At 63.7% G+C, this 21,512-nt stretch carries 19 protein-coding genes and 1 pseudogene; 3 read left to right on the plus strand and 17 right to left on the minus strand.

The features are described from left to right. Positions 1 to 16: 16 nt before the first annotated feature. Positions 17 to 1,309, minus strand: coding sequence for an ATP citrate lyase citrate-binding domain-containing protein (locus P0D80_RS18575; RefSeq protein WP_408285903.1), 1,293 nt, complete (start codon positions 1,307 to 1,309; stop codon positions 17 to 19). Positions 1,310 to 1,995: 686 nt separating this feature from the next. Between P0D80_RS18575 and P0D80_RS18580 the strand changes: the two genes are divergently transcribed. Further along, positions 1,996 to 3,966 carry an APC family permease gene (locus P0D80_RS18580; RefSeq protein WP_408285905.1) on the plus strand — a complete coding sequence of 657 codons (1,971 nt, stop codon included), beginning with the start codon at positions 1,996 to 1,998 and terminating at the stop codon, positions 3,964 to 3,966. 31 nt (positions 3,967 to 3,997) lie between these two features. Here the strand turns inward: P0D80_RS18580 and P0D80_RS18585 are convergent, their stop codons facing one another. From P0D80_RS18585 to P0D80_RS18620, 8 genes are all read right to left on the minus strand, one after another. Beyond that, the gene (locus tag P0D80_RS18585; RefSeq protein WP_408285907.1) at positions 3,998 to 4,918 is read right to left on the minus strand and encodes an alpha/beta hydrolase; all 921 of its coding nucleotides are present in this window, start codon (positions 4,916 to 4,918) and stop codon (positions 3,998 to 4,000) included. Positions 4,919 to 4,967: 49 nt separating this feature from the next. Then, entirely contained in the window at positions 4,968 to 5,957 is a 990-nt protein-coding gene (locus P0D80_RS18590; protein WP_408285909.1) for a substrate-binding domain-containing protein, read from the minus strand. Between the two features lie 25 nt (positions 5,958 to 5,982). Further along, entirely contained in the window at positions 5,983 to 7,344 is a 1,362-nt protein-coding gene (locus tag P0D80_RS18595) for an MFS transporter (RefSeq protein ID WP_132377152.1), read from the minus strand. 14 nt (positions 7,345 to 7,358) lie between these two features. Continuing rightward, a complete protein-coding gene (locus P0D80_RS18600) occupies positions 7,359 to 8,420 on the minus strand; it encodes a porin (protein WP_408285911.1) in 1,062 nt (353 codons plus the stop codon). A 136-nt stretch (positions 8,421 to 8,556) separates the two neighbouring features. Continuing rightward, positions 8,557 to 9,546 carry an ornithine cyclodeaminase family protein gene (locus P0D80_RS18605; protein WP_408285912.1) on the minus strand — a complete coding sequence of 330 codons (990 nt, stop codon included), beginning with the start codon at positions 9,544 to 9,546 and terminating at the stop codon, positions 8,557 to 8,559. Further along, entirely contained in the window at positions 9,543 to 10,097 is a 555-nt protein-coding gene (locus tag P0D80_RS18610; RefSeq protein ID WP_408179205.1) for a hypothetical protein, read from the minus strand. The genes P0D80_RS18605 and P0D80_RS18610 overlap by 4 nt, the downstream gene beginning before the upstream one ends. Positions 10,098 to 10,140: 43 nt before the next feature. Next, positions 10,141 to 11,034, minus strand: coding sequence for a 4-hydroxy-tetrahydrodipicolinate synthase (gene dapA, locus P0D80_RS18615; protein WP_408179204.1), 894 nt, complete (start codon positions 11,032 to 11,034; stop codon positions 10,141 to 10,143). Between the two features lie 28 nt (positions 11,035 to 11,062). Then, on the minus strand, positions 11,063 to 12,190 hold the full coding sequence (locus tag P0D80_RS18620) for a cupin domain-containing protein (RefSeq protein ID WP_132377147.1): 1,128 nt from the start codon (positions 12,188 to 12,190) through the stop codon (positions 11,063 to 11,065). A 266-nt stretch (positions 12,191 to 12,456) separates the two neighbouring features. On the opposite strand from P0D80_RS18620, the gene P0D80_RS18625 reads away from it, so the two are divergent. Beyond that, complete coding sequence (locus P0D80_RS18625) at positions 12,457 to 13,692, plus strand: citrate synthase (protein ID WP_408179220.1); 1,236 nt, start codon at positions 12,457 to 12,459, stop codon at positions 13,690 to 13,692. A 22-nt stretch (positions 13,693 to 13,714) separates the two neighbouring features. On the opposite strand, the gene P0D80_RS18630 is transcribed toward P0D80_RS18625, so the two are convergent. The 5 genes from P0D80_RS18630 to P0D80_RS18650 all read right to left on the minus strand — a co-directional run bounded on the left by P0D80_RS18630 (position 13,715) and on the right by P0D80_RS18650 (position 18,772). Then, the gene (locus tag P0D80_RS18630) at positions 13,715 to 14,623 is read right to left on the minus strand and encodes a LysR substrate-binding domain-containing protein (RefSeq protein WP_408179202.1); all 909 of its coding nucleotides are present in this window, start codon (positions 14,621 to 14,623) and stop codon (positions 13,715 to 13,717) included. Positions 14,624 to 14,698: 75 nt separating this feature from the next. Then, a complete protein-coding gene (locus tag P0D80_RS18635; RefSeq protein ID WP_408179201.1) occupies positions 14,699 to 15,646 on the minus strand; it encodes a PDR/VanB family oxidoreductase in 948 nt (315 codons plus the stop codon). A 22-nt stretch (positions 15,647 to 15,668) separates the two neighbouring features. After that, positions 15,669 to 17,033 carry an MFS transporter gene (locus P0D80_RS18640; RefSeq protein WP_408285915.1) on the minus strand — a complete coding sequence of 455 codons (1,365 nt, stop codon included), beginning with the start codon at positions 17,031 to 17,033 and terminating at the stop codon, positions 15,669 to 15,671. 69 nt (positions 17,034 to 17,102) lie between these two features. After that, on the minus strand, positions 17,103 to 18,152 hold the full coding sequence (locus P0D80_RS18645; protein WP_408285916.1) for an aromatic ring-hydroxylating dioxygenase subunit alpha: 1,050 nt from the start codon (positions 18,150 to 18,152) through the stop codon (positions 17,103 to 17,105). A 161-nt stretch (positions 18,153 to 18,313) separates the two neighbouring features. Then, a complete protein-coding gene (locus P0D80_RS18650; RefSeq protein WP_408285917.1) occupies positions 18,314 to 18,772 on the minus strand; it encodes an MEKHLA domain-containing protein in 459 nt (152 codons plus the stop codon). Positions 18,773 to 19,026: 254 nt separating this feature from the next. Between P0D80_RS18650 and P0D80_RS18655 the strand changes: the two genes are divergently transcribed. After that, positions 19,027 to 19,236, plus strand: coding sequence for a DUF1059 domain-containing protein (locus tag P0D80_RS18655; RefSeq protein WP_132377141.1), 210 nt, complete (start codon positions 19,027 to 19,029; stop codon positions 19,234 to 19,236). Between the two features lie 132 nt (positions 19,237 to 19,368). On the opposite strand, the gene P0D80_RS18660 is transcribed toward P0D80_RS18655, so the two are convergent. The 3 genes and pseudogenes from P0D80_RS18660 to P0D80_RS18670 form a co-directional block, all read right to left on the minus strand. Continuing rightward, the gene (locus P0D80_RS18660; protein ID WP_408285919.1) at positions 19,369 to 19,743 is read right to left on the minus strand and encodes a tautomerase family protein; all 375 of its coding nucleotides are present in this window, start codon (positions 19,741 to 19,743) and stop codon (positions 19,369 to 19,371) included. Between the two features lie 95 nt (positions 19,744 to 19,838). Next, the gene (locus P0D80_RS18665) at positions 19,839 to 20,639 is read right to left on the minus strand and encodes an acetoacetate decarboxylase family protein (protein ID WP_408285921.1); all 801 of its coding nucleotides are present in this window, start codon (positions 20,637 to 20,639) and stop codon (positions 19,839 to 19,841) included. A gap of 499 nt (positions 20,640 to 21,138) precedes the next feature. After that, a pseudogene (locus P0D80_RS18670) lies at positions 21,139 to 21,512 on the minus strand (chemotaxis protein); the annotation flags it as partial.

The following is a 21,512-nucleotide window of genomic DNA, read 5'->3' on the forward strand; positions in this document are numbered from 1 at the left end:
CGCGAGTCGTGGCGGCTCATGCCTGGGCGGGCGCGCTTTGCGCACTATTGAGCCGCGCGGCGACCTGTTCGCGGCCGCCTGCCTTCATCCATCCATCCGCTGCCTTCGCGTACTGGATGACTTCGCTGATATCCGAATCGAATCCGAAGATGCTGTACGGCAGGCCGAGCGCATCGCAGGTATCGCGCATCGCACCCATGCCGCGCACGAGATTCGGTCCACCACGTCCGATCACAACGTAGAGCGGCGTCGGCCCGTTCTTGCTGAAGTGCTCGCGCAATGCATCGGCCATGGCGCGCAAGGTCTCGAAGATATCGGTGTTGTTCGACTTCCCGCCGATGATGAACAGCACGTTGGTCTGCTTCAGCCAGTGCTTGAAGCAGATGCGAGCCACTTCCTTCATCTTGTCGTAGGGCGGATTTCCACCAAAGTCCGAGGAGATGATCGCGTCGTCACCGAGCATCTCCGACACCAGCGAATTCGCCCCGCCGCCGAATGTCGGCGCGAGGATGGTGCCGCTTTCGTTGATCACGTAGACGTCGCTTTGGCCCTGGTAGGTCCGCAACTGGTTGATCTCCGATTCGAAATCGGAATAGTCGACCGAGAACACATGCGCGGGTATGTCGAGGCGCTGCCAGCGAACGTCGTCGCGGTCAAAGCCGCATTTGAAGTCGCAGGCGACGGGCGTCAGTCGGCCGTCACGACCCGGCTGCATGCGAATCGGGTTCAGTTCGAGGGTAGTCATGCCGAAGTTGTGATACAGCTCCCAGAGCTTCGGCAGGTGTTGGACCAGCGGCGAAATAATCTCTTTAGGCGCATTCAGGCGTGACAGCGCGTTGGCGACGACGAACGCCTTCAGGCCGGTTAGCGGATCGAAGGGCACGTGCGCGATCATGCTGGGGTCGAGTTCCTCGATATCGACGCCGCCGTGATGCGTGATCGTCATCGTCGGCGCCCTGAAACGCGTCGAATCGGTGATCGAGAAATACACTTCGTGCTGAGCCGGCACGGCGCCTTCGAAGGTCACGCCATTGGCCTTGGCCGTCTGATTGCCATGCCGGTGTTCGGCGAAGTACAGGCGCTCCTTCTCCTTCAATGCGGTCTTCAGGTCGCTCGCGCGCCCGATCAGTCCTGCCTTGCCCTTTTTGCCTATCCCGCCCTTGAACATCGGCTTCACAAACACGGAACCATGGCGATCGATGAGGGCCTTGATCTGCTCTTCACTCGCGTCCGGGCCGAGCATTTCGGCAGTTGGAAAGCCGCCGAACTTCAGCAGTTTTGCGCCGTACAACATTCCGGTGACTTGCATATCGTCTCCTTTCAGAGTTGCTTCTTGAATGAAACTGAGAGTTGGCAGCGTCGGGGGCAAGCATTGAAGAGCCCGGTGACGGACGCATCTTTCCCGCCGGCCGCGTGAGGCGGTCGGTGCTGAAGTCGGTTGGGAAAAGGTGATTTGCGGTGCGCTAGCGCCGCGCGTTTGCGCAAAGGGCGATCAATCGAATCATGGGTGTCGTCTCCGTAATCGCGCCCTGAACGGACGCCTTGATGGCGTTGAACGCCTATGCATCCACTAACGCAAGGCCCATGCCAAATGATCGACGGTTGGCGAACAGACGTATGCCTTTGATTTATATGGCTTTAGTGTTGATTGAAAGTGCCGGATCGGCGGGGAAAGTCTCGAACCTCAGAATTCGCCCGCGGCGCAGGCTTAAAGTTCATCCAGCAGAACGTTGCGATTGCTCGGCAGATGTCGCTGTGGATTCAGATGGGCAGATACGGGGTTTTAATTCTATTCGCGGAAATTTTATAACGAATATATCTCGCCAGAAGTATCCTCTGCACTCCCACCGAGCATGACAGATTCCCTTGTACCTGTCGGGTGGAACCTGCTTTACGCGGCCGTATATCCAGAAATGACTAAAAACAACGCCGTTCAAATCGTCCGTTTTGAAGACGTGATCTATCCCCGGACGCTCATACGGTAACTCGTCCGCCGTGACCGCCTTCCGGAAAATAAAGAAGCTGATTGCCGGCGAGGCGCTGGATCCGCTCGACCCGCGCACGCGCCAGGCCATCGCGATTACGCCGTTGTTCGCGTTGATCGGTCTCGGTGCCGATGGACTGTCCTCAGCCTGCTATGGTCCCGAAGAGGCGTTTCTCGCGCTCGGACAGCACATGCCGCTCGCTCTGTTTCTCGCTGCGGCGACGGCGGCCACCGTCTTCATCGTCTCGTTCGGTTACAGCCAGATCATCGAATTGTTTCCCGCCGGTGGCGGCGGTTATCGCGTCGCGACCGAACTGCTCGGCCCGCGCTGTGGCGTCGTGTCCGGTGCGGCGCTGCTGGTCGACTATGTGCTGACCGTCGCGACGTCCATTGCGAGCGGTGTCGAAGCCCTATTCAGTCTGTTGCCGGCGACCGCCCAGGCGTTCAGGCTCGTCACGGAGCTAGGCCTGATCGTGTTGATGAGCTGCCTTAACTTGCGCGGCATGAAGCAGTCGATCCTTGTGCTGCTGCCGGTTTTCCTTGGCTTCGTCGTGATTCATGCGGCGCTGATCGTATATGGCGTGGCAGTCCACAGCGGTCAACTGACGGCTATCGTGCCGGCCGCCGTGGGCGAGGCGCGCGGCATGTCGCATGCATTCGGCCCGCTCGTGGTCGCGGCGTTGCTGATGCGAGCGTTCTCGCTGGGAGGCGGCACCTATACCGGCCTTGAAGCCGTGTCGAACAACGTCAACATGATCGTCGAGCCGCGCGTGCGCAATGGCAAGTGGACCATGTTTTCCATGGCGGCGTCGCTCGCTTTCACGGCGGGAGGCATCATCATGCTTTACATGCTTTGGCACGCCAGGCCGGTCGAGGGCAAAACGCTCAACGCTGTCGTGTTTGGCAGCGTGATCGATCATCTCGGGGTGGGCTCGTCGCTTGCACGCCACGCCCTGCTGGCTGCAGTGCTTGCGTTAGAGGCAGGGTTGCTGCTCGTCGGTGCGCAAGCGGGATTCCTCGACGGACCAACGGTCTTGTCGAACATGGCAGCGGACTCATGGATGCCGCGTTGTTTCCGCCAACTGTCGACGCGGCTGGTACGACGGAACGGCGTCGTCGTCATCGGCGTTGCGAATCTCGCGATCCTGCTATGGACGCACGGCGATGTGACGACGCTGGTGGTGCTGTACAGCATCAACGTATTCCTGACCTTCAGCCTGTCGTTCCTCGGCCTGTGCATCTACCGGTGGGGCCGCCGTGACCGCGGAGGCTGGTTGCGGCCTTTTGCGCTGGCGGTGCTCGGTCTTTCGACGACGGTCACGGTGCTCGCCGTGACGCTTGTCGAAAAATTCACTGCGGGCGGCTGGCTGACCATGCTGGTGACAGGCGTGGTGATCGTGCTGTGTTTTCTCGTCAGGCGTCACTACAGGGAAATCTCCATGCAGTTGGCGAAGGAAGACGCACTGTTTGCCGGCGCGGCGCCCGAGGTCGATGGCGATGGCGACACGGCGCTCAGGCCGGACCCATCCCGGTCAACTGCGATCGTGCTTGTCGACCGGCATCGCGGTACAAGCATGCACGCGTTGCTTTGCGTTGCGCGCATGTTTCCGGGGCGGTTCGACAACATGATCGTCCTGACAGTCGGCGAAGTGGACGCGCAAAGCTGGGAAGACACGAACCATATCGAGCATTTGCGGCAAGAGATGTCGTCATCGCTTGCGTACTATATGGCCCAGAGCCGCTATCAGGGGTTTGCAGCCGATTGCCGGATCGAGTTCGTCACGCGTCCGATGGACGGACTGGTGCGACTTACCGAAGCCACCATGGACGAGTTTCCGAACAGTGTGTGTTTCGCCAGCAAGCTCGCCTTCAGTCGGGTCAACTTGTCGGCGTGGCTGCACAATCGGACTCCGGCCGAGATCCGGAAGCGCCTACAGTCGCAAGGCAAACGGATGGTGCTCCTGCCGATGAAGATCGGTTGACGGGCGGCCCTGGCGTAACGACCTGTCACGATCAGCCAGGCACCCGCATCCCCGCACAACCGTCGAGCCAGTCGAGCACGATCCGAAACACGTCGTCGCTGTTGGTGTCCATCATCATCATGTGCGTGTTGCCGCGCATGCCGAGCGCCGGCAGATCAATGCGTTCGCCTCGTCCGCCCGCTGCATTCCACGCAGCGATCGAGGCGCTCGCGCGAGCAGAATGGGCACGCCACGCTTCGTCTTCTTCGATAAAGTCGCCGAACACGGCGAGCGCCGGCGTGCCCGGCAAACCGGCATCGAACGACGCGGGCACGCCGTGCGGTTCCAGCGCGATGCATGCGCGCACCAGGTCGCGCGCCGCATCGGCCGCGTCGAATACGAATCCGCCACCCTGGCTAAAGCCGAGCAGCACGCACGGGCCAACGCGTGTCACTACATCGATCAGCGCCTGCCGTTGCAGCGCCATCGTGCCAGGCCAACGCGGCACCGTTTGCGCTGACAGACCGCGCAGCGCGCCGAGCGGGAAACGGTGGCCAGCGTAGCCGAAGCGGTAGATCTTCGCGGACTCCTCATCGCTGCGCGACAACGGCTGGTCGGGCCAGACATCGTCGAGTGCGCAGAAGCCCGCGCGTCCGCGTTCGACGTTATCCACCACGTACACCGACACGCGCTCTTCCAGCAGCCGCTGGAGCCAGCCGGGCCTGCCGTCGGGCGTGTCTTCCCACATCGCGCCCGTCAGACCGCCGCCATGCATCAGCACGAGCGGCACCGGATAGCGCGGCGTGGCCTGCAGGAAGTACTGCACGTAGGCCGCCTCGATCCAGTAAGTGCCGTTCGGATCATAGTCGCGCGTCGATGTCGAAGAGAGCGTGACCCGATACGGCGTGCGGCCACTCACGCTCACACGCCGCCCGCCGACGAAGAAGCTACCCGTCTTGCGCAGCGTGATCATCGGCCGCACCGGTTCTTGTCACGGCTCGCCTGCCTGCCGCGCTTCGTGTTCATACGCGCACCGCACTGAGCGTTTCAGCGGGAAACAATTCCTCCGGCTTCAGCAGCCGATGGCACACGCCCTGCTCGTAGCCGAACTTGAGGAACGCTTCGAGCGTCGTGCGGTTAGGTTCGAGCCCATATGGCCAGATGTCCGAGCCAAACAACGCTTGCGCTTCGGCGACACGCGACGGCATCCACGGCAGCGGAAAATGCGAGCAGGTGATATCGCTCAGCCGGTACAGGCTGTTGCGCTTCGCTTCCTCGAAGGCCTTCAGCAGATTGCCGGCAATCCAGCGGTGTTTTTCGAAAGTCTCGCGGCGCAGCACGATCAGATGCATGATCGGGAAGATCCGGGTCGCCTCGTAGTACGCGCGCTCCGCATCGATGAATTCGGGGTAAAGCCGCACGATCTCGTCCGCGCGGCCGCTGTCCGGCTCGGGCGGACGCGCGCTCATGACCGCATCGATCTTGCCGTCGAGCAGTAGCGACGTCAACGAATGCCCGGGTTCCGATCGATACGACACGCCTTCCGGCACTCGCACGTCGACCTTTTCCTTACGCCCCGCCTGGTTCACGCCACCCTGCACCCATTCGATCTCGGACAGCGGAATACCCAGCGAATGTTCGATCCAGCCGCGCGAATAGATCGCCGCGGTTTGCGCCCACTCGGGAATGCCGACGCGTTTGCCGCGCAAATCCTCCGGACGTCGCACTGCGCCGCCACGGCGCACGTAGAGCGACGACTGCCGGAACGAACGCGACGGAAACACCGGCAAGCCGACGAGGCAGTCGTCGCCTTGCGAACGCAACGACGAGTATTTGCCGAACGACATCTCCGAGATGTCCCACTCCTGGAAATGCGTGGTGCGATAAAAAATCTCCTCGACGTTCAGGACCGAGGGCAGCAGTTCGATGCCTTCGGGCTGCACGCGCCCGGAGACCAGATCGCGCACGTGGTCGTAATCACTGACGGCGAGGCTTAAGGACAGTCTTGACATAACGGTTCTCGTAGAAGCGAAAATTTCAATGGGCGTTGGTCACGACCGCATGCGGTTGCGACGGACCGACGGTCAGCACCAGGGTCGCCGTCATCAGCACGGCCGCGCCGATCGCGACGAACATGATGCCGGGACCGCCCGACCACTGCTGCAGGAGGCCGGCCACGGCCGGTCCGAACATCGCGCCGACGCGTGATAGTCCGAGGAATACGCCGACGCCCGTGCCGCGCATTTCGGTCGGATACGCCGACGCGACGAGGTTGTTCAGCACCATCTGCGAGCCGACCACGAAGGCGCCCGCGCCGGCCACGGCAAGCAGCGTGGTCGTGCGGTCGGTCGCCCAGGCCAGCAGCGCGACCATCGCGGCGCCAAGCAGATACGATAGCGCAAGGACCTTGCGGCGGTCGCCGACGCGGTCGGCGGCGAAACCGGCAATCAGTCCGCCCGCCACCGCCATGCCGGCGAACAGCGAGCCGTAGGCGAAGCTCGAAGACAGATTCTCGCCGCGCTTGAGCATGATAGTCGGCAGCCAGCCCGACAGACCATAAGCGGCGAACAGGCTCAACGCGCCGGCGGCCCAGAAACTCAAGGTACGCAGCCGGTAATCCTGGGCCAGCAACCGACCGAGCGGACTCTTGTGCGAAAGCGTGCCGCCCGCGGCGAACTCGCCCATGTCGTACGCCGCGGCGCGTTCCGGGCGCAACCTGTAGAGCAGCGGCTTCAACTCGTCCCACCGGCCGCGATTGGCGAGAAAGCGCGGCGACTCCGGCAGCCATAGCTGGATCGCCATCGCGAACACCAGCGCAATGCCGCCGACGTAGTAAAGGCTCTGCCATCCGTAATGCGGCGTGAGCCAGGCCGCGATCAGCCCCGCCGACGACGATCCGCTCACCCACCCGAGCGAGAAGAACACGATCGTGAAGACGTTGGACGAGCGCGTCGGCGCGATCTCGTTGATGTAGGTGACGGCGAGCGGCATCAGCAGGCCGAGTGCCAGCCCCATCGTCACACGCAATGCGATGTACGACGCGAGATTGTGCGCGAACAGCGCGATCGCGAGACTCATCACACCGGAGCCCCAGCAGCCGAGCAGCAGGATCTTGCGGCGCCCGAAGCGGTCGCCGAGCAGCCCGCTGACGGCCGACCCGGCGGCGAACCCCGCAAGCCCGCTCGACAGCATCACGCCGATACGCACCGGCGACAGGCCCCACGGTCCGGTGACGTAGTGAACGATATACGCCGAGTTGTACAGATCGTAGCCGTCGAACAACAGAATCAGCGAGATCAGGATACCCAGACGAATGTGGAAGCGGCCGAGGCGCGCCTCCTCCAGTTCCTGCCGAACATCGATGCGGCTGGCCGGCATCGACACTTTAAGTTGAGCCATGATCTTCTCCGCTCTCAGAAACTGTGTTTGATGCCGACCATCGCGCCGGTCTGGTTGCTGCCCGTCGTCACGTCGCCGATCGCGCGCACGCCGATGTTCAGGCCGTTGGAATTGCTGACATACGAGACCTCCGCGTAGAGGTCGGTGCTCTTGGACAGAAAATAGTCGGCGAGCAGCACGCCGCTCGATGTTTTCTGCCCGCTGCCGCGAATGCGCTCCTGATAGCCGCCGAGCGATAGCGTAAGCGGCGCGCTCGCCTGCCACGTGGCGCCCAGCCAGTACAGCAGCGAGCTTTGCAGCGTCGTGCTGTTGCGGATGTTGAGCCAGCGCGTGCCGACATACGCCTTCACCGGCCCGAACGCGTACGAGCCGCCGCCCACCACGCGCATCTGCGTGGCGTCTTGCGTGGCGATCGAGGTGCCCTGCATCTGGTCGTACGCGACCCCGACATTGGCGGGGCCACCCGCGTATTGCAGCGCAAAGCTATATTCGCGACCGACCTTCGAGTGGCCGGGCACTTGCGCGCCGTTAGGAATCGTCGAATCGAAACCCGTGCTATACAGCGCGGCAAACGTCACACCCGAAAACCTCGCCAGATAGCGCACCGAATTGTCCGCGCGGCCTACCAGCGTCGGATCGTAACCCTGCGCCGAATAGCTCGGATTGAAGTTGAGCGGATCGTACACGTACATCAGTTCGTAGAGAAGATTGTACTGACGGCCGAGCGTCACCTCGCCGTACGGTGTGCTCAAGCCGACGTACGCCTTGCGTCCGAACATCCGGCCACCCTGTCCGAGCGCGCCGTTGTTGATCGAGAAACCATTCTCCAGGTCGAACACGGCCTTCAGTCCGCCGCCCAGGTCTTCCTGCCCGCGCAAGCCCCAACGCGAACCGGCGAGGCTGCCGGACTCCATGCGCACGGCGGTGCCGGAGGTGCCGTTGGGTCCGGGCACATGATTGACGACTTCGATGCCGACGTCGGCGATGCCGTAGAGCGTTACCGAACTTTGCGCATGCGCGGCCGGGACGGCGGTGCATGACACGGCGAACGCCGCGAGGGCGTGGCGTTTCTTCACGTTTGTGTCTCCAGGGTTATTGTATTGATGTTTATTAATTCGGATTCCGAATCTGCTTGCCGGGACGTAGCAATCCGACTGCCGGCAAGACTGCGCTACACACGACACGCGCGATCCTGCCGGGATCGAAGCGTCGTCAATCCAGCCGCGGCGGCTCGCGGCGCGGCTGCGGCAGCGGCGCACCGAGCCCCGCCTGACTTGCGAGCGCGTACAGACGCAGACCGAGCGCAAGGTCCGACACGCCCATGCCCATGGCCTTGAACACCGTGATATCGTCGGACGCCGCGCGAGCGAGACGTTGCGCGACCACGTCACAAAGCGGCGTCACCTGGCTCCAGCCATCCCGCGCGCCGTATGCGCGCGCGAACTCCGTTGACAGCCGCTTTGCCGCGCCGAGGTCGTCGACCACGGCGCGCGTGCAGCGGGCGAACACATCGTCGGCGAGTTCGATTCGCTCTTCCGTGATCGCGCCCACCGCATTCACGTGCGTGCCGTATGCCAGCGCCGCGGCCGGCAGAAACGCTTCGGTGGCGCGGGTCACGGTCGTGACGATCGGCGCATCGCGGACCGCCGCTTCCACTGAAGCCGCTTCGACGATTTCGAAGTCGAACCTGCCGCGCGCCTGCTCGACAAACGCGCGGCGCTTGGCGGGCGTCGGACTGTACACGCGCACCAGCTTCAGCGGTCGCACCGCGGCCACCGCCGCGAGTTGCGCGAGCGCCTGCTTGCCGGTCCCGATCAGCGCGAACACCTCCGCATCGGGCCGCGCGAGCCACTTCGTCGCGACGCCGGAAATGCCGCCGGTACGCATCTGGCCGAGCGCGAACGCCTCCAGAATCGCCCGCAGTTGGCCATTGCCGCTATCGAACAGAATCAGCAGCGGACACGCGCCGCCCTCCGTATGCGCCCACGTCTTGGTGCCGACGATCCCCGCCTGCTGATACGCCGCGCCGATCGCGTGCAGATTGTTGTGCCCCCACGCGACGTGCGTCTTGCCCATGTTGCGCGCCGCCCCGCTCGCCTGCTGCGCGAGCCCGTCTTCGAGCGCTTCGATGGCGCCGGAGAGGTTCATCAGCGAAACGATCTGTTGCTCGGAAATCCACACTGGCGTGCTCGTCGCGTTCATTGCTCGCCCTCGAAGATGGAAGGCACCGGCGGCTTCAGCCCCAGCGTATTGACGGCCAGCGCATGCGTGACGTAGCGGCCGATCAGCATCACGAAGGCCATCGCTTCAGCGGGGCTCAGCAAGCGCGCGAGCGTGTCGAACTCCGCTTGCGCTTCGAGCCCGCGCGTACGCAGCGCCTTGAGCGCGTACGTTTGCGCGACTTTCTCGACGTCGCTCAGTTCCGTCGCCGCGGCGGGATCGAGCCGGTTGACCTGGGCGATCCACGTGCGCGGAAAACCGAGCTTTTCACTCAGCCGTTCGTGCTGGTGGCGCTCATAGCGATTCTCCATGTAGCTCGCCACGGTCAGTGCGCCGAGTTCGGTCAGACGGTCGGGCAATGCATGTTTGAGCGCATCGGTGAAATGCATGAATTGCAGGGTCACGTCGGGCGCATGCCCCACGCACTTGAACAGCTCGCCGAGATAGCGCAGCCGCTCGACGCGCGGCGTCAGATAGGCGGCCAGATCGGGCCGCATCTCGGCCATCTCCAACCGTGGGATCCTGTCGCTCATCGTTGTCTCCGGGATCGTTGTGGTTCGGGTCGTCGCAACACGTTCAGAGCAGCCCGGCGCGATCGAGCACGCCATCGAGCCGCGTCTCGAGTTCGCGCGTGGCGGGCATCATCGGCAGGCGGTGCTCGTTGGCGGGAATGAGCCCCATCCGCTTCATCATGTACTTGATGGGGATCGGGTTCGTGTCGTAGAACACCGACTGGTTCAGCTCGAACAGCGCGAAGTGCAATTTGCGCGCGGCCGCGTAGTCGTCACGCTCGACGGCTTCGACCAGATCGGCGACCTTGCGCGGCGCGAGATTGCCGACCGCGTTCATCAGACCGCACGCGCCGACCGCGAGCATCGGATAGCTCAACTCTTCGAGGCCGACGAACACGCGCCAGTCGGGCCCGAACGCGTCGAGCATGTGCGTGACGAAACCCATGTCGTTGACCGCGTGCTTCATACCGGCCATGTTCGGCACGCGTTCCCGGATCGCCTTGACGGTCGCCAGATCCATGCTGACCGCGGCGCGCCCCGGGATGTGATAGATCAGCAACGGCCGCTCGGTGCGCGTGCCGATATCCGCGTAATACTCGACGAGCCCGCGTTGCGGCGGACGGATATAGTACGGCGTGACCACCAGCATCGCGTCGACACCGGCCTTGTCGGCGTGCTGTGTCAGTTCGACGGTTTCGGCATGCGACTGCGAACCGGTCGCGGCCAGCACCGGCACCCGGCCCGCGGCGGCTTCGACGGCCACATCGACCAGACGGTTGCGCTCGGCGACCGTCAGCAGGCTCGGTTCGGCCGTCGTTCCGTTGACGAGCACCCCGTGCCCGCCGTTGACGATCTGCCAGTCGACGAGCCGCGCATACGTTTCGTAATCGACCGCCTGGTTGCGGAACGGCGTGACGATCGGCGTGATCGAGCCCTTCAGCCATGAGATATCGCGCATGATTCGGATTCCTTGTCGATGGCGCCGCTTATGCGGCCTTGGCGGAGTTCGCGCGATTGGTCGAAAAACCCGTCTGCGTGCCGAGCAGCGCGGGCGGCTCCTTCAGGCTCTCCTGCCACAGCAGCGATTGCATGTAGATGTTCAGCGGCTGGTCCTGGATGGTCAGCTCGTACACGTAATCGTCATACGACGCGTGGTTGTGCACGGCCCAGCCCGGTGCCGACAGCATCAGGTCGCCGGCTTTCCACTCGTAGCGGTTGCCCGCCACCATGCTGTAGCCCGAGCCGGAAAAGTAGTAGTTGATCGCCGACGACACATGGCGATGCGGACGGTCGACGATCTTCGGCGGCCGGATCGTCATGGTCGCGAAGAAGTTCGGCGTGATGCCGTTGGTGCGGCCCGTGACCGGGTTGTACATCATGTACAGCCGCCGGCCGACGTACTCGCTGCCGAGCGCCTCGAGCTTGTCGAGTTCGCTCTTCACCTGTTGCCACGGAAAGTGCAGCGGACGCGAGTCGACCACTTGCGGATTGATCAGCGTTTCGTACGGCATCAGCAGACCGCCGTCGTCGCCGATCGCAAACGTGCCGAACGGATTGCGGCGCTTCGGATCGTCGCTCGCATGCGCGGTGACCGTTTCAGTCGGTACTTCGAGTTCGACGCCGAACTCGGGCACGTACACCTCCATGTGCTGCAGCAATGGGATGTTCGAATAGACGAGCCGCACCTGGATGTCGCTGGTGTCGTTCGTATGCGAATAAGCCACGAAGGCCGGATGATTCCAGACGTCGTATTGACGGAACGCGATGGTGCGGCCCGCCACGCGCGTCGAACCGCCGCCGCGAATGCAGAAATTCACTTCGGTCGCGTTGTGGCGCATCGACTCGGTCGTTTCGCCGGGCAGCAGCACCTGCAACGACACCTGAATGCCGGGCGCGAGTCCCGGCGAACCGTCGCGCGCGGACGGATGAACGATCAGGGAATGACGGCGGCCGTCGTGCGGCTTCGGCAACGCGGCCAGCCGCGCCACCTCCGCGTCGATCTGCTCGCGGCTCACGATAACGGGCGCCCAGTAGTGATTGTCGCGGGGGCGCTGGCCCGTCTGATCGACGAAACTTGCTTGCGCCGGATCGAATTCGCGTCTCAGGTCATGCATCGGAAGGTCTCCTCAAGGCGACTGTCCGAAGCGGAGACGGACAGTCGCGGGAATGGAATCGAGGATTGAAAATTACTCGCCGGCGATTTATCAATCAAGATTGATATTTCAAATCAACATAAAATTGTTTCGGATCCTCGGCGGCATTGAGGCGCAGCGGAATCGCTGATTTATCCGCGCCCATGTGGACTTTCAATCGGACGTCGCGTACTCTTTGGCGATGAATTTATATTGATTGTATTGATTCCATGACCACCAAAGATCTGATGACACGCGAGGAAGTGCTGGCGCGGCTCAACATCAAGCCGGCCACGCTTTACTCGTACGTAAGTCGTGGAATGATCGGCACCGCGCCGCACGACGACGGCCGGCGCAGCCTGTACGTGCGCGCCGACGTCGAACGCGTGGGCAGCCGCAAGCGCGGACGCATGCCGAAGGCCGCGGCGGCGGAATCGACGATGCGCTGGGGCGAGCCGGTGCTCGCGTCGGCGATCACGCACATCACGGCGCAAGGGCCGCTGTATCGCAACCGCTCGGCCGTCGAAATGGCGAAGGCGGGCTCGTCGTTCGAGTCCGTCTCGCAGTTGCTGATGACCGGCGTCTGGCAGGACGGCGTCACCGCATGGGGCGCGCTCGACACGCCGCAAGCCGTGCTGCCGCTGTTCGGCGCCTACGCGGGCAAGCTGGAAGGCAGCGACATCGCCAATCTGCTCGGCATGGTGCCGCTCGCGCTCGGCATGCAAGGGCGCGGCGCGGCGGAAATCTCCGACGGCAGCGCCGTGCAGGCCGCGCGCCTCATCATGCAGACAATGGCGGGGTGCCTCGGCTTTCTGAGCAACCAGCGTGCATTCGTGATGCGCGAGCGCGGCGAGAGCCTCGCCGCCTATCTGTTGCGCGCGGCGGGCGGCACCTGTACGCCCGGTGCGGTCTTCGCGATCAACGGCGCGCTCACCGTGCTCGCCGACAACGAACTGGCGCCGGCAACCTTCGCCGCGCGCGTCGCGGCGTCGACCAACGCCGATCTCTACAACTGCATCGCGGCGGCGATCGGCTCGCACGTCGGCTTCTCGACCGGCACCGCAACCGAGAAAGTGGAAACGCTGTTGTTGCGCGACGTGTCCCACTCCGACCCGGCCGCCCGCCTGCAACTCGTGCGCGAAGTCGGCGCGAGCCTGTTCGGCTTCAACCATCCGCTGTATCCGGAGGGCGACGTGCGCGCCAATCTGGTTCTCGAACAGGTGCGCGCGCTGGAGAACGCGACGCCCGACACCGCCCCGACGCTCGAATTCCTCGCGCTCGCCGAAGAACGGCTGTCGATGCATCCGGGCGTGGCGATCGCACTCGTCGTGCTGGCGCGTGCGCTCGGGCTACCGGACGGCACCGCCACCGCGCTCTGGATCATCAGCCGCACGGCCGGCTGGGTCGCGCATGTGCTGGAGCAGCGCGCGCAAGCCTTCCTGCTGCGGCCGCGCGCGAAGTACATCGCGGGGTTGCGCATGTAGCCCGCGATCGGCGGCGAAGTATTCAGCCGGACATATCCGCGGCGTTGTCGCGCGCCATCTCGGCGAGCAGCCATGTGCGAAACGCGGCGACGCGCGCGAGCGATTCCTCGTCCAGCGGATACACGAGGTAGTACGAGCCCTGGCCGCGCGCGGTATGCGGCAGCGCTTGCACGAGCCGCCCGGACGACAGCTCGGCCCGCACCATCGCCGGATCGACGACGGCAACGCCGAGGCTTTCGCAGGCGGCCTGAATCACCATGATGCGCGACGCGAGCAGCAATTGCCGGCCGCCGACGGGCAGCGGATCGCGCGCGGCATCCGCCCACAAGGTCCAGTCGTCTGGCCGCGTCTTGGCGGTGAGCAGCGTGAAGCGCGCGAGATCGGCGACGCTGCACAGCGGACCGTTGGCCGCGATCGCCGCGGGCGAGCACACCACGACCAGCGACTCCGCGCGCAGAAAATCGCATTGCGCGCCGGGCCAGCGGCCATCGCCGTATGCGATCGCGCAATCGAGCGCATCGCGTTCGAGATCCACCGGCGCGATCGACACGCGAATCTCCACGTTGGCGAATTGTTCCTGCACGGCCGTGAGTCTCGGCAGCAGCCAGTGCATCGCGAAGGTAGGCAGCGAATTCACGACCAGCGGCGCCGCGCGTTCGTTGGCCGCCACGCGCTGCCATGCCGACCACAGCCGCTGCAGGCATTGATCGACTTCGCCGTGCAGCAGCCGCCCTGCTTCCGTGAAAGCAAGGCCGCGGCCGGTGCGCGTGAAGAGCCGCGTGCCGAGCCGGTCTTCGAGCACGCCGAGTTGATAGCTCAGCGCCGATGGACTCAGGTGCAGTTCGCGCGCCGCATGCACGAGATTCAGATGGTGGCCGATCACCTGGAAGCTGCGCAGATGATTGATCGAAGGCAGCGTTTGCGTACTCAAGGGAAAGGCTCCGTCGACGGGCATCACGCATCGTACTCACGCGCGCCGCACGCCGCAATCCGGGTATGCCGCGCCTCACAGGTCGAGCACGAGTTCGTCCGATCGCGAGCGCGAGCAGCAAGGCAGGAACTGGTCGTTGCAGGCGCGCTCGGCGTCGGTCAGATACAGATCGCGATGCTCGGGTTGCCCGCCCAGCACGCGCGTGAGACAGGTCCCGCACACGCCCTGTTCACACGAAGTCGCGACCTGCACGCCTTGCGCGGCGAGCGCCTGCACCACCGTTTGCGCGGCGCCCACCTGCACCACCCGGCCGCTGCGCGCGAGCCGCACGCTGAACGCACGGTCGCTAGCGGTATCGGCGACGGGCGCGCCGAAGTACTCGCGATGCAGTTCGCGATCCGGCCAACCCGCCTGCTTCGCGGTCGAGAGCGCATGCTCCATGAACCCGGCGGGACCGCACACGTACAGATGCCAGCCCGGGCGATAACGGCGCATGACGCGCTCGAAGTCGAGCCGCGCGTCGGCCGGCGCGTCGTCGACATAGAGCGTGCAGCGACCTTTCAGCAGCGGCTCGGCGAGCCGGTCGAGAAAGGCCGCGCGCTCGCGTTCGCGCACGCAGTAATGCAGCTCGAACGAACCGCCGGCCCGCGCGAGCCGCTCGGCCATGCACAACAGCGGCGTGATGCCAATGCCGCCCGCGAGCAGCACCGAATGCCGCGCATCGCGCGCGAGCGGAAAGTCGTTACGCGGCCCTTCGACGTGCAAGCTGTCGCCCACCCGCAGCGTATGCATCGCGCGCGAACCGCCGCGCGATCCGTCAGCGTGCTGCACTGCGATCACATAAGCGTCGTCCTGTTCCGGACGCCCGCATAGCGAATATTGGCGCACAAGGCCAGCCGGCAGATGCACGCTAATGTGCGCGCCCGCCGTATAGGGCGGCAGCGGCTTGCCGTCGAGCGGCGCGAGTTCGAATACGCGGATGCCGACTGCGGTTTCTTCGATTCGTGCGATGCCTACTTTCATATGAGTTTTGAGTGTGAAGTCGTCAGGCGCTCTGGCTCACGCTCGTCACCGCGTGGCGGCGCGACAGCGTTACGCATAGCATCAGCAGCACGCCGATTGCCGGCAGCAGAGCGACGGCGAAGAGAATGGTCTCGGGTTTCCAGCCGTTGGCAAGCACCGCGCCCACCAGCATCGGCGAGCCGATCTTGCCGATCTGGCCGGCGGCGCCGCCGAGGCCGAGCGCGGTGGAACGCACACGGGTCGGAAAGATCAGCGCGAACAGTGCGAGCGGCGCGGACTGGCCGATTCCCCCCGTGAAGCCAATCACGAAGCCGCTTGGCAGCAGCACGCCGAAACGCGTGACTTCGCAGGCGACCACCACGGTGGTGACGGCAAGCAGCAGCAGCGACGGCAACAGCGAGCGCATCGGCCCGAAACGGCTCACGACGTAACCCGCTACACCGAGTCCGAGCATCGAGCCGATGTCGAGGCTCGCGAGCACGTACGACGTGTGCACCACCGAAATGCCCGCAGTCTGCAGAAGCGGCGTGAGCCACACCGTCATCACCTTGATGGTCGCGTAGCTGAGCATCAGGATGCCGAGCAGCAGCAAAGTGATCCCCGTGCGCCCTTCGCTGAAAATCTCCCGCACCGGCACGCCGCCGCGCGCGGGCTTTTGTGCCGCCTCGGACCCAGCGCTCACGCGCAGCGGCTCGACGTCGATCGCCTCGTTGGGATAGAGGCGCTGGAACACCGCGCGCAGCTTGTCCATCTTGCCGCGCGAGGCAAGGAAATGTGGCGATTCCGGCAGCCACGCGATGATCGCGAGCGCCGCGGCAATCGACAGCACGCCACCGACCACATAGACCGCGCGCCAGCCGTAATGCGCCAGCACGTAGCCGTTGATCATCGCGCCCACCGCTGCGCCGAGCGAATAGTTGGCGAACAGCAGCGCGACCGCGAGGCCTTTCGAGCGGCTGTGCACATATTCCGCGCCCAGTGCGAGCACGCATGGAAAGATGCCGCCGAGGCCCACTCCGCCGAGAAAACGCACGATCAGCAGTTGCGTGTAGTTGTTCACGGATGCCGTGCCGAGCGTGAGCGCGCCGATCAGCAGCGCCGCGACGATCACGAGCGGGCGGCGCCCGACCCGGTCGGCGAGGTAGCCGAACACGAAGGTGCCGATCAGGCCGCCGAGCTGCAGCACCGAGAACACCACGCCGAAGCTCGCCAGCGGCACGTTCAGCGTATGCGCCATGGCCTTGGTGGCCACGCTGATCGACTGGGTGTCGAGCCCGTCGAGAAAGATCACTGATCCGCACAATACGAGAATCAGGCGCTGGCAGGCCGAGAGCGGCCGGCTGTCGATCAGCGAGGCGGCGGCGCCCGGCGAAGCGGTTGATTGCATGTCTGTCTCCGTAAAGCGGGCGCTTTGCGTCCCGCCTGTTTTGTTTTTTAAGCGTGGTCCGCGCGCACCTCAGGCGACGGCGGCCGGGGCGGGTTCGTCGACGCGCGCTTCGGCTTCGATCATCGCCGCGAGCAGGCGCCGCACGCGGATCGCGGCGGCGTCGGTCGCCAGCAGGATCGGCCGCATCGACAGCAGTTCGCGATCGCCCATGCGCGTCTGCACGCCTTCGATCATCGGCTTGTCCTGCTCGTGAAAGCCCATCTGCTGCCAGCGCGTCGTTTCGTTGTCGGCCTCGGCGTCGTCGAGGCGATAGTTGCGCGAACTCGCGTAGAGATATTGCGTCGAGGCAGCGCCGATCGGCGTGACGATATGCGTGCCGATACGCACGAGGCCCGCTTCGCGCGGCCTGCCGACGGGCACGACGCCGGTCTCCAGCATGCAGCATCCCGGCGCGTGCCAGCGAATGTTCAGCCAGTATTCGACGGGCGCGTCGGGGTCGTCGAGAAACGGCCGGAACGATTGCGGCGCGCGCGTGGCCGGTATCGTGCGGCGGCTTTCCAGCGCACTGCCGTCCTGCACCACGTCGTGTTTCGCCTTGAGGAAATCGTCGACCTGCTGATACGGCGCATGCAGATAGTTGACGTGCGAGAGGTCCATCAGGTTGTCGACGACCAATTCGTAGTGCGCTTTTTGCGTCATCTGGTCGCCGACGGTTTTCAGTTGCGGCGACAGCAGATGCGAGAAATCGGGGATCAGGCTCGGGTCGGCGCGCGACAGCTCGCCCGCCCAGATCCAGATCAGCCCGTGCCGGTCGGCGGCGGGAAACGCGCGCACACGCGCGGCCGGTGGAATGCGGCCGTCGCCATGGGGATTCAGCGAGCACGCGCCGCTACAATCGAATTGCAGGCCGTGATAACCGCACTCGACGCCGTCGCCGACGCGCTTGCCCATCGACAGCGGAGCAAAACGATGCGGGCAGCGGTCGATCATCGCGACGGGCGAGCCGTCGTGCTTGCGATACAGCAGCACCGGCTCGCCCAGCAGATCGCGAGTGACGAACCCGGACCCGACGTCACGGCTCCAGGCGGCCGCGTACCACGTGTTTTTCAGAAGCTTCATGACTCGTCTTTCCTCGGATAACGCTGGTATTGGGGATATACGCAGGTTATCGGGGGAAGACGGACAGAACAAACGCAATTATTTGCTGGCTGAATCGCAAATTTTCGATGGCTGGAGCAGGGAGCGAAGCGGACACACCCGGTACCCCTCGGTATGCGCGATCAAATGTCGCGCGTGCGCGGGATGACAACCGCCTGGCCGTGCAATTTGCCTTCCCCATCGAGAAGTTGCCACAGTGTTGCTTCCTCGATCATGAAGCGCTGGCCTGACTTGGTGATGCGCACGCCCTTGTAGCCCGCCTCATAGCCAAGCCGCTGCACGCGTGCGAGGAACTGTTGTCGCTCCTCGCGATTCGGGGCTTCAGCCGAGAGCCGGGACGGCAAACGGGTAATTTCATCCCAGCTATATTCAAAGCGACGCTGCGCGGCCTTATTGCCGTAAATAAAGAGCGGGTCGGGATCGGTGTTGTGCGCAAGCACCGCGAACGGTGCGCTCTCGTAGAGCCATTGGGCAGCTTCGACTACGGGCATGGCGTGCGGCACCAGAGGGTGGCCAAGCACCCGGGCGTAACTGTCGGTAAGGAGTTGGTAGAAAGCTGGATTGCTGTGGAGTGGGGTCATCTAAGGCGTCTCTACGGTGATCGTGGGCTCTGTGTAAACACGGAGGCGTTCACGATACAGCATCTTCAGGCGAAGTTTCTTGAGTCAGGCGGTGGCAAGGGGTGGTGATCCATGACCTCAGGACCAGCAATTGCGAGGGAAATGTGAACCTCGCGTCCAGCCACGTCGCCCGCTTTCGCGACGCGTCTGCCCGCGTGTCCACGGTGTGTCACCGTGCACCCATATTCCTGTAAGAAGTGACAAGGAGATTTCAAATGAAAACCATGACGTGCAAAGAGCTCGGCGGTAAATGTGAGCAGAAGTTATCAGCTGAATCATGGGACGAAATGGTACAGGTCATGACGAAACACGTCATGGACAAACACCCGGATGTCGCCAAGGAAATGGAAACAATGCACAAACAAGATCCGCAGAAGTGGGGTAAAGAAATGAAACCAAAATGGGACGCAGCGCCTGAATGCTGATCGGTCGCCCCGTCTCGCACGCCGCATCTGCGCAGAATGCCGATGCGACGCCCTGCAACACGTTGCAATGCGGGCTTTGGAATTGCGTTCATCAGGAAGCGCGGACGCTCGTTGGCGCCGCCGCCCTCACCTCTATTCGTTCGCGATGTCCGGCATGACCTGTCCCATCTCCATCGCCTGACTGGCCGGCACTTCCTGAATGCCGATGACAAGCTGGTCATCGGGCGCTCCCGTCGCGGTCTGAAACAGTTTCCAAAGACGCTGTAGCAATTCCCGCTTGTATGCAGGCGACCGCCCGGCGCGCATCAAAAGCGTCAGCGCGGCAGTTGCCGCGGGTTCTCCGGCGGTGAACCCGCTGCCCGGCGCATAGTCCTGAAACACGACATGCACCCAATTTTTCGGCACACCCGCGTATTCGGAATGCAGGGTCGTCAGCTCTATTGCGAGCTTGGCCTTGGCATCACTGCTGAGTGCGCCGTCCTGAGTAATCAAGGTATAGAGCGGCATGGAAGCGAATCCTCTATCGACGTTTCGCGGACATTTTCATCGACGGTGGCCCACATAAGCTGCCTCCTTGCCAACTCACGGGGCCGTCCAGACGATCAACCGACGTAGTTCTTCAGAATGCGCAGGTCGGTCACGGAATACGCCATACCCAGCCGATAACCCCGGCCGACGCGCAACGGCGCAATCAGATGCATGTCCTCGCCATCGACTTCGGGAAGCTTCAGTTCCGCCGATCCGGTCCAGACATCCACGATCGCGAGATTGTCCGTGAGCGACATGGTCAGTTCGTCGACGGGTGGCTTGTCCTGACTGCCGGCCGCGAGTTGGGGAAAGTAGCGGCGCATCGTCGTCGGCCGATTGAAAACGGTCGTCGGGTCAGCGACAGGTTCCTCGAGCTGGATACGGGCGGTTGCCAGCCGCTCTCCGTGCGCGGACACGCTGGCGCCGAAGCGACTTCCCTTGGCAAGCGGCGCAGCCGCCGCGCTGGGAGCGGAGAAACTGCGGGTCTGATAGACGCTGGCGAGTTTCTTGGGAAAACCCTGCGCCCATCCGCGGGCGATGGCGGCATCGTTGTCGACGAAGATGTACGGGCAGTAATTGATCGGCAGCCCGTCGAAGACTGCCTCGACCAGAACGAAGGCCTCACGGTATTGATACCGGGCAGGATCCGTCACTTCGTCATTGGAACCGGTGAACTGCCAGTCCAGAAACCAGAAGAAGGCGCGCCCTCCTGATTTCTCGTCCACCGTGACGCCTGGCGGCAGGAGCGCAGCGATTGCTTTCTGGTCGGCCCAGTATTCGATGGCGAGGCAGTCGCTGGAATAGTGCCACGGAGGCAGTGTCGCCAGTGCGGACTTTCCTTGCGGAGTGATGGGAACGGAAAAAGCTTTTGGCATCTCGTTTCGTCCTGAATTGGCGCGACCCTAAGTCGCCGTACGTGGAATCGTGGCGTTGCCTGGAAACGCCGCGTATCACCTGACGCGGACGGTTCGAGCGCGCAACTCATGGCCACGATGCGATTAGCGGCAGCGCTGCAGTCAGCGTGCCGCGAATGAGGCAATAGTGCCGTGCCTCGTCTGCTAACGCTGTCCAAATCGCACGATCGACTAGCGTATTAGCACGGTATCTACGCCTTGAACCGCAAGCCAGTAACGCCTGCGCTTACCTGACCCGGGCGCCGCAAGGACCTTCGCCCAACGAGCGAAGGTCGGGATCTTCGATCTATGTGACAGCCCGCTTTGCTCTACCCTCCCGTGAGCATAGTCAGCGCGCTGGGGGACGGCTATTACATAAACCTGTAGTCACCTGCGTCCCTCGCGAACCAGGCCGCGGAGCGTGCGCGAATGCCACCATTGCAGATGACCCAACCCGCGTGTGTTCACGCCAATGACACGGTTACGGTGTTCGATCCGGCTGTTGCTCGATGACGCCGAACCAGCCCATACCGCGATAAGTTTCATAACCCGGAGTCAGCGCATACCCGACAAGCGAGCCCGCAGCCGTACGGTAGGTTCCGATATCAGCCCTGTTCGGTGGCAGGTCGAAGCGCATACTCTCGCGGCCCGCTGTTGCAGAGGAGGCGATCACTCGACCACATGCGTCGACGATCATGCAGCGCGTGCGCTCCCGTTCGCCACTGGTCAACCGGACGCTATTTACGACGGTCGACGCCTGCTTGGCCCAATCGAAGAACACCGCCAGAACGCCGACGGCCTTTCCGTCACTTGCACCGTCCTGGCGGATCGCCGTCGCATAGGTGGCAACCTGCT

Source organism: Paraburkholderia sp. RL17-373-BIF-A, assembly GCF_046030175.1.
Lineage (GTDB): Bacteria > Pseudomonadota > Gammaproteobacteria > Burkholderiales > Burkholderiaceae > Paraburkholderia.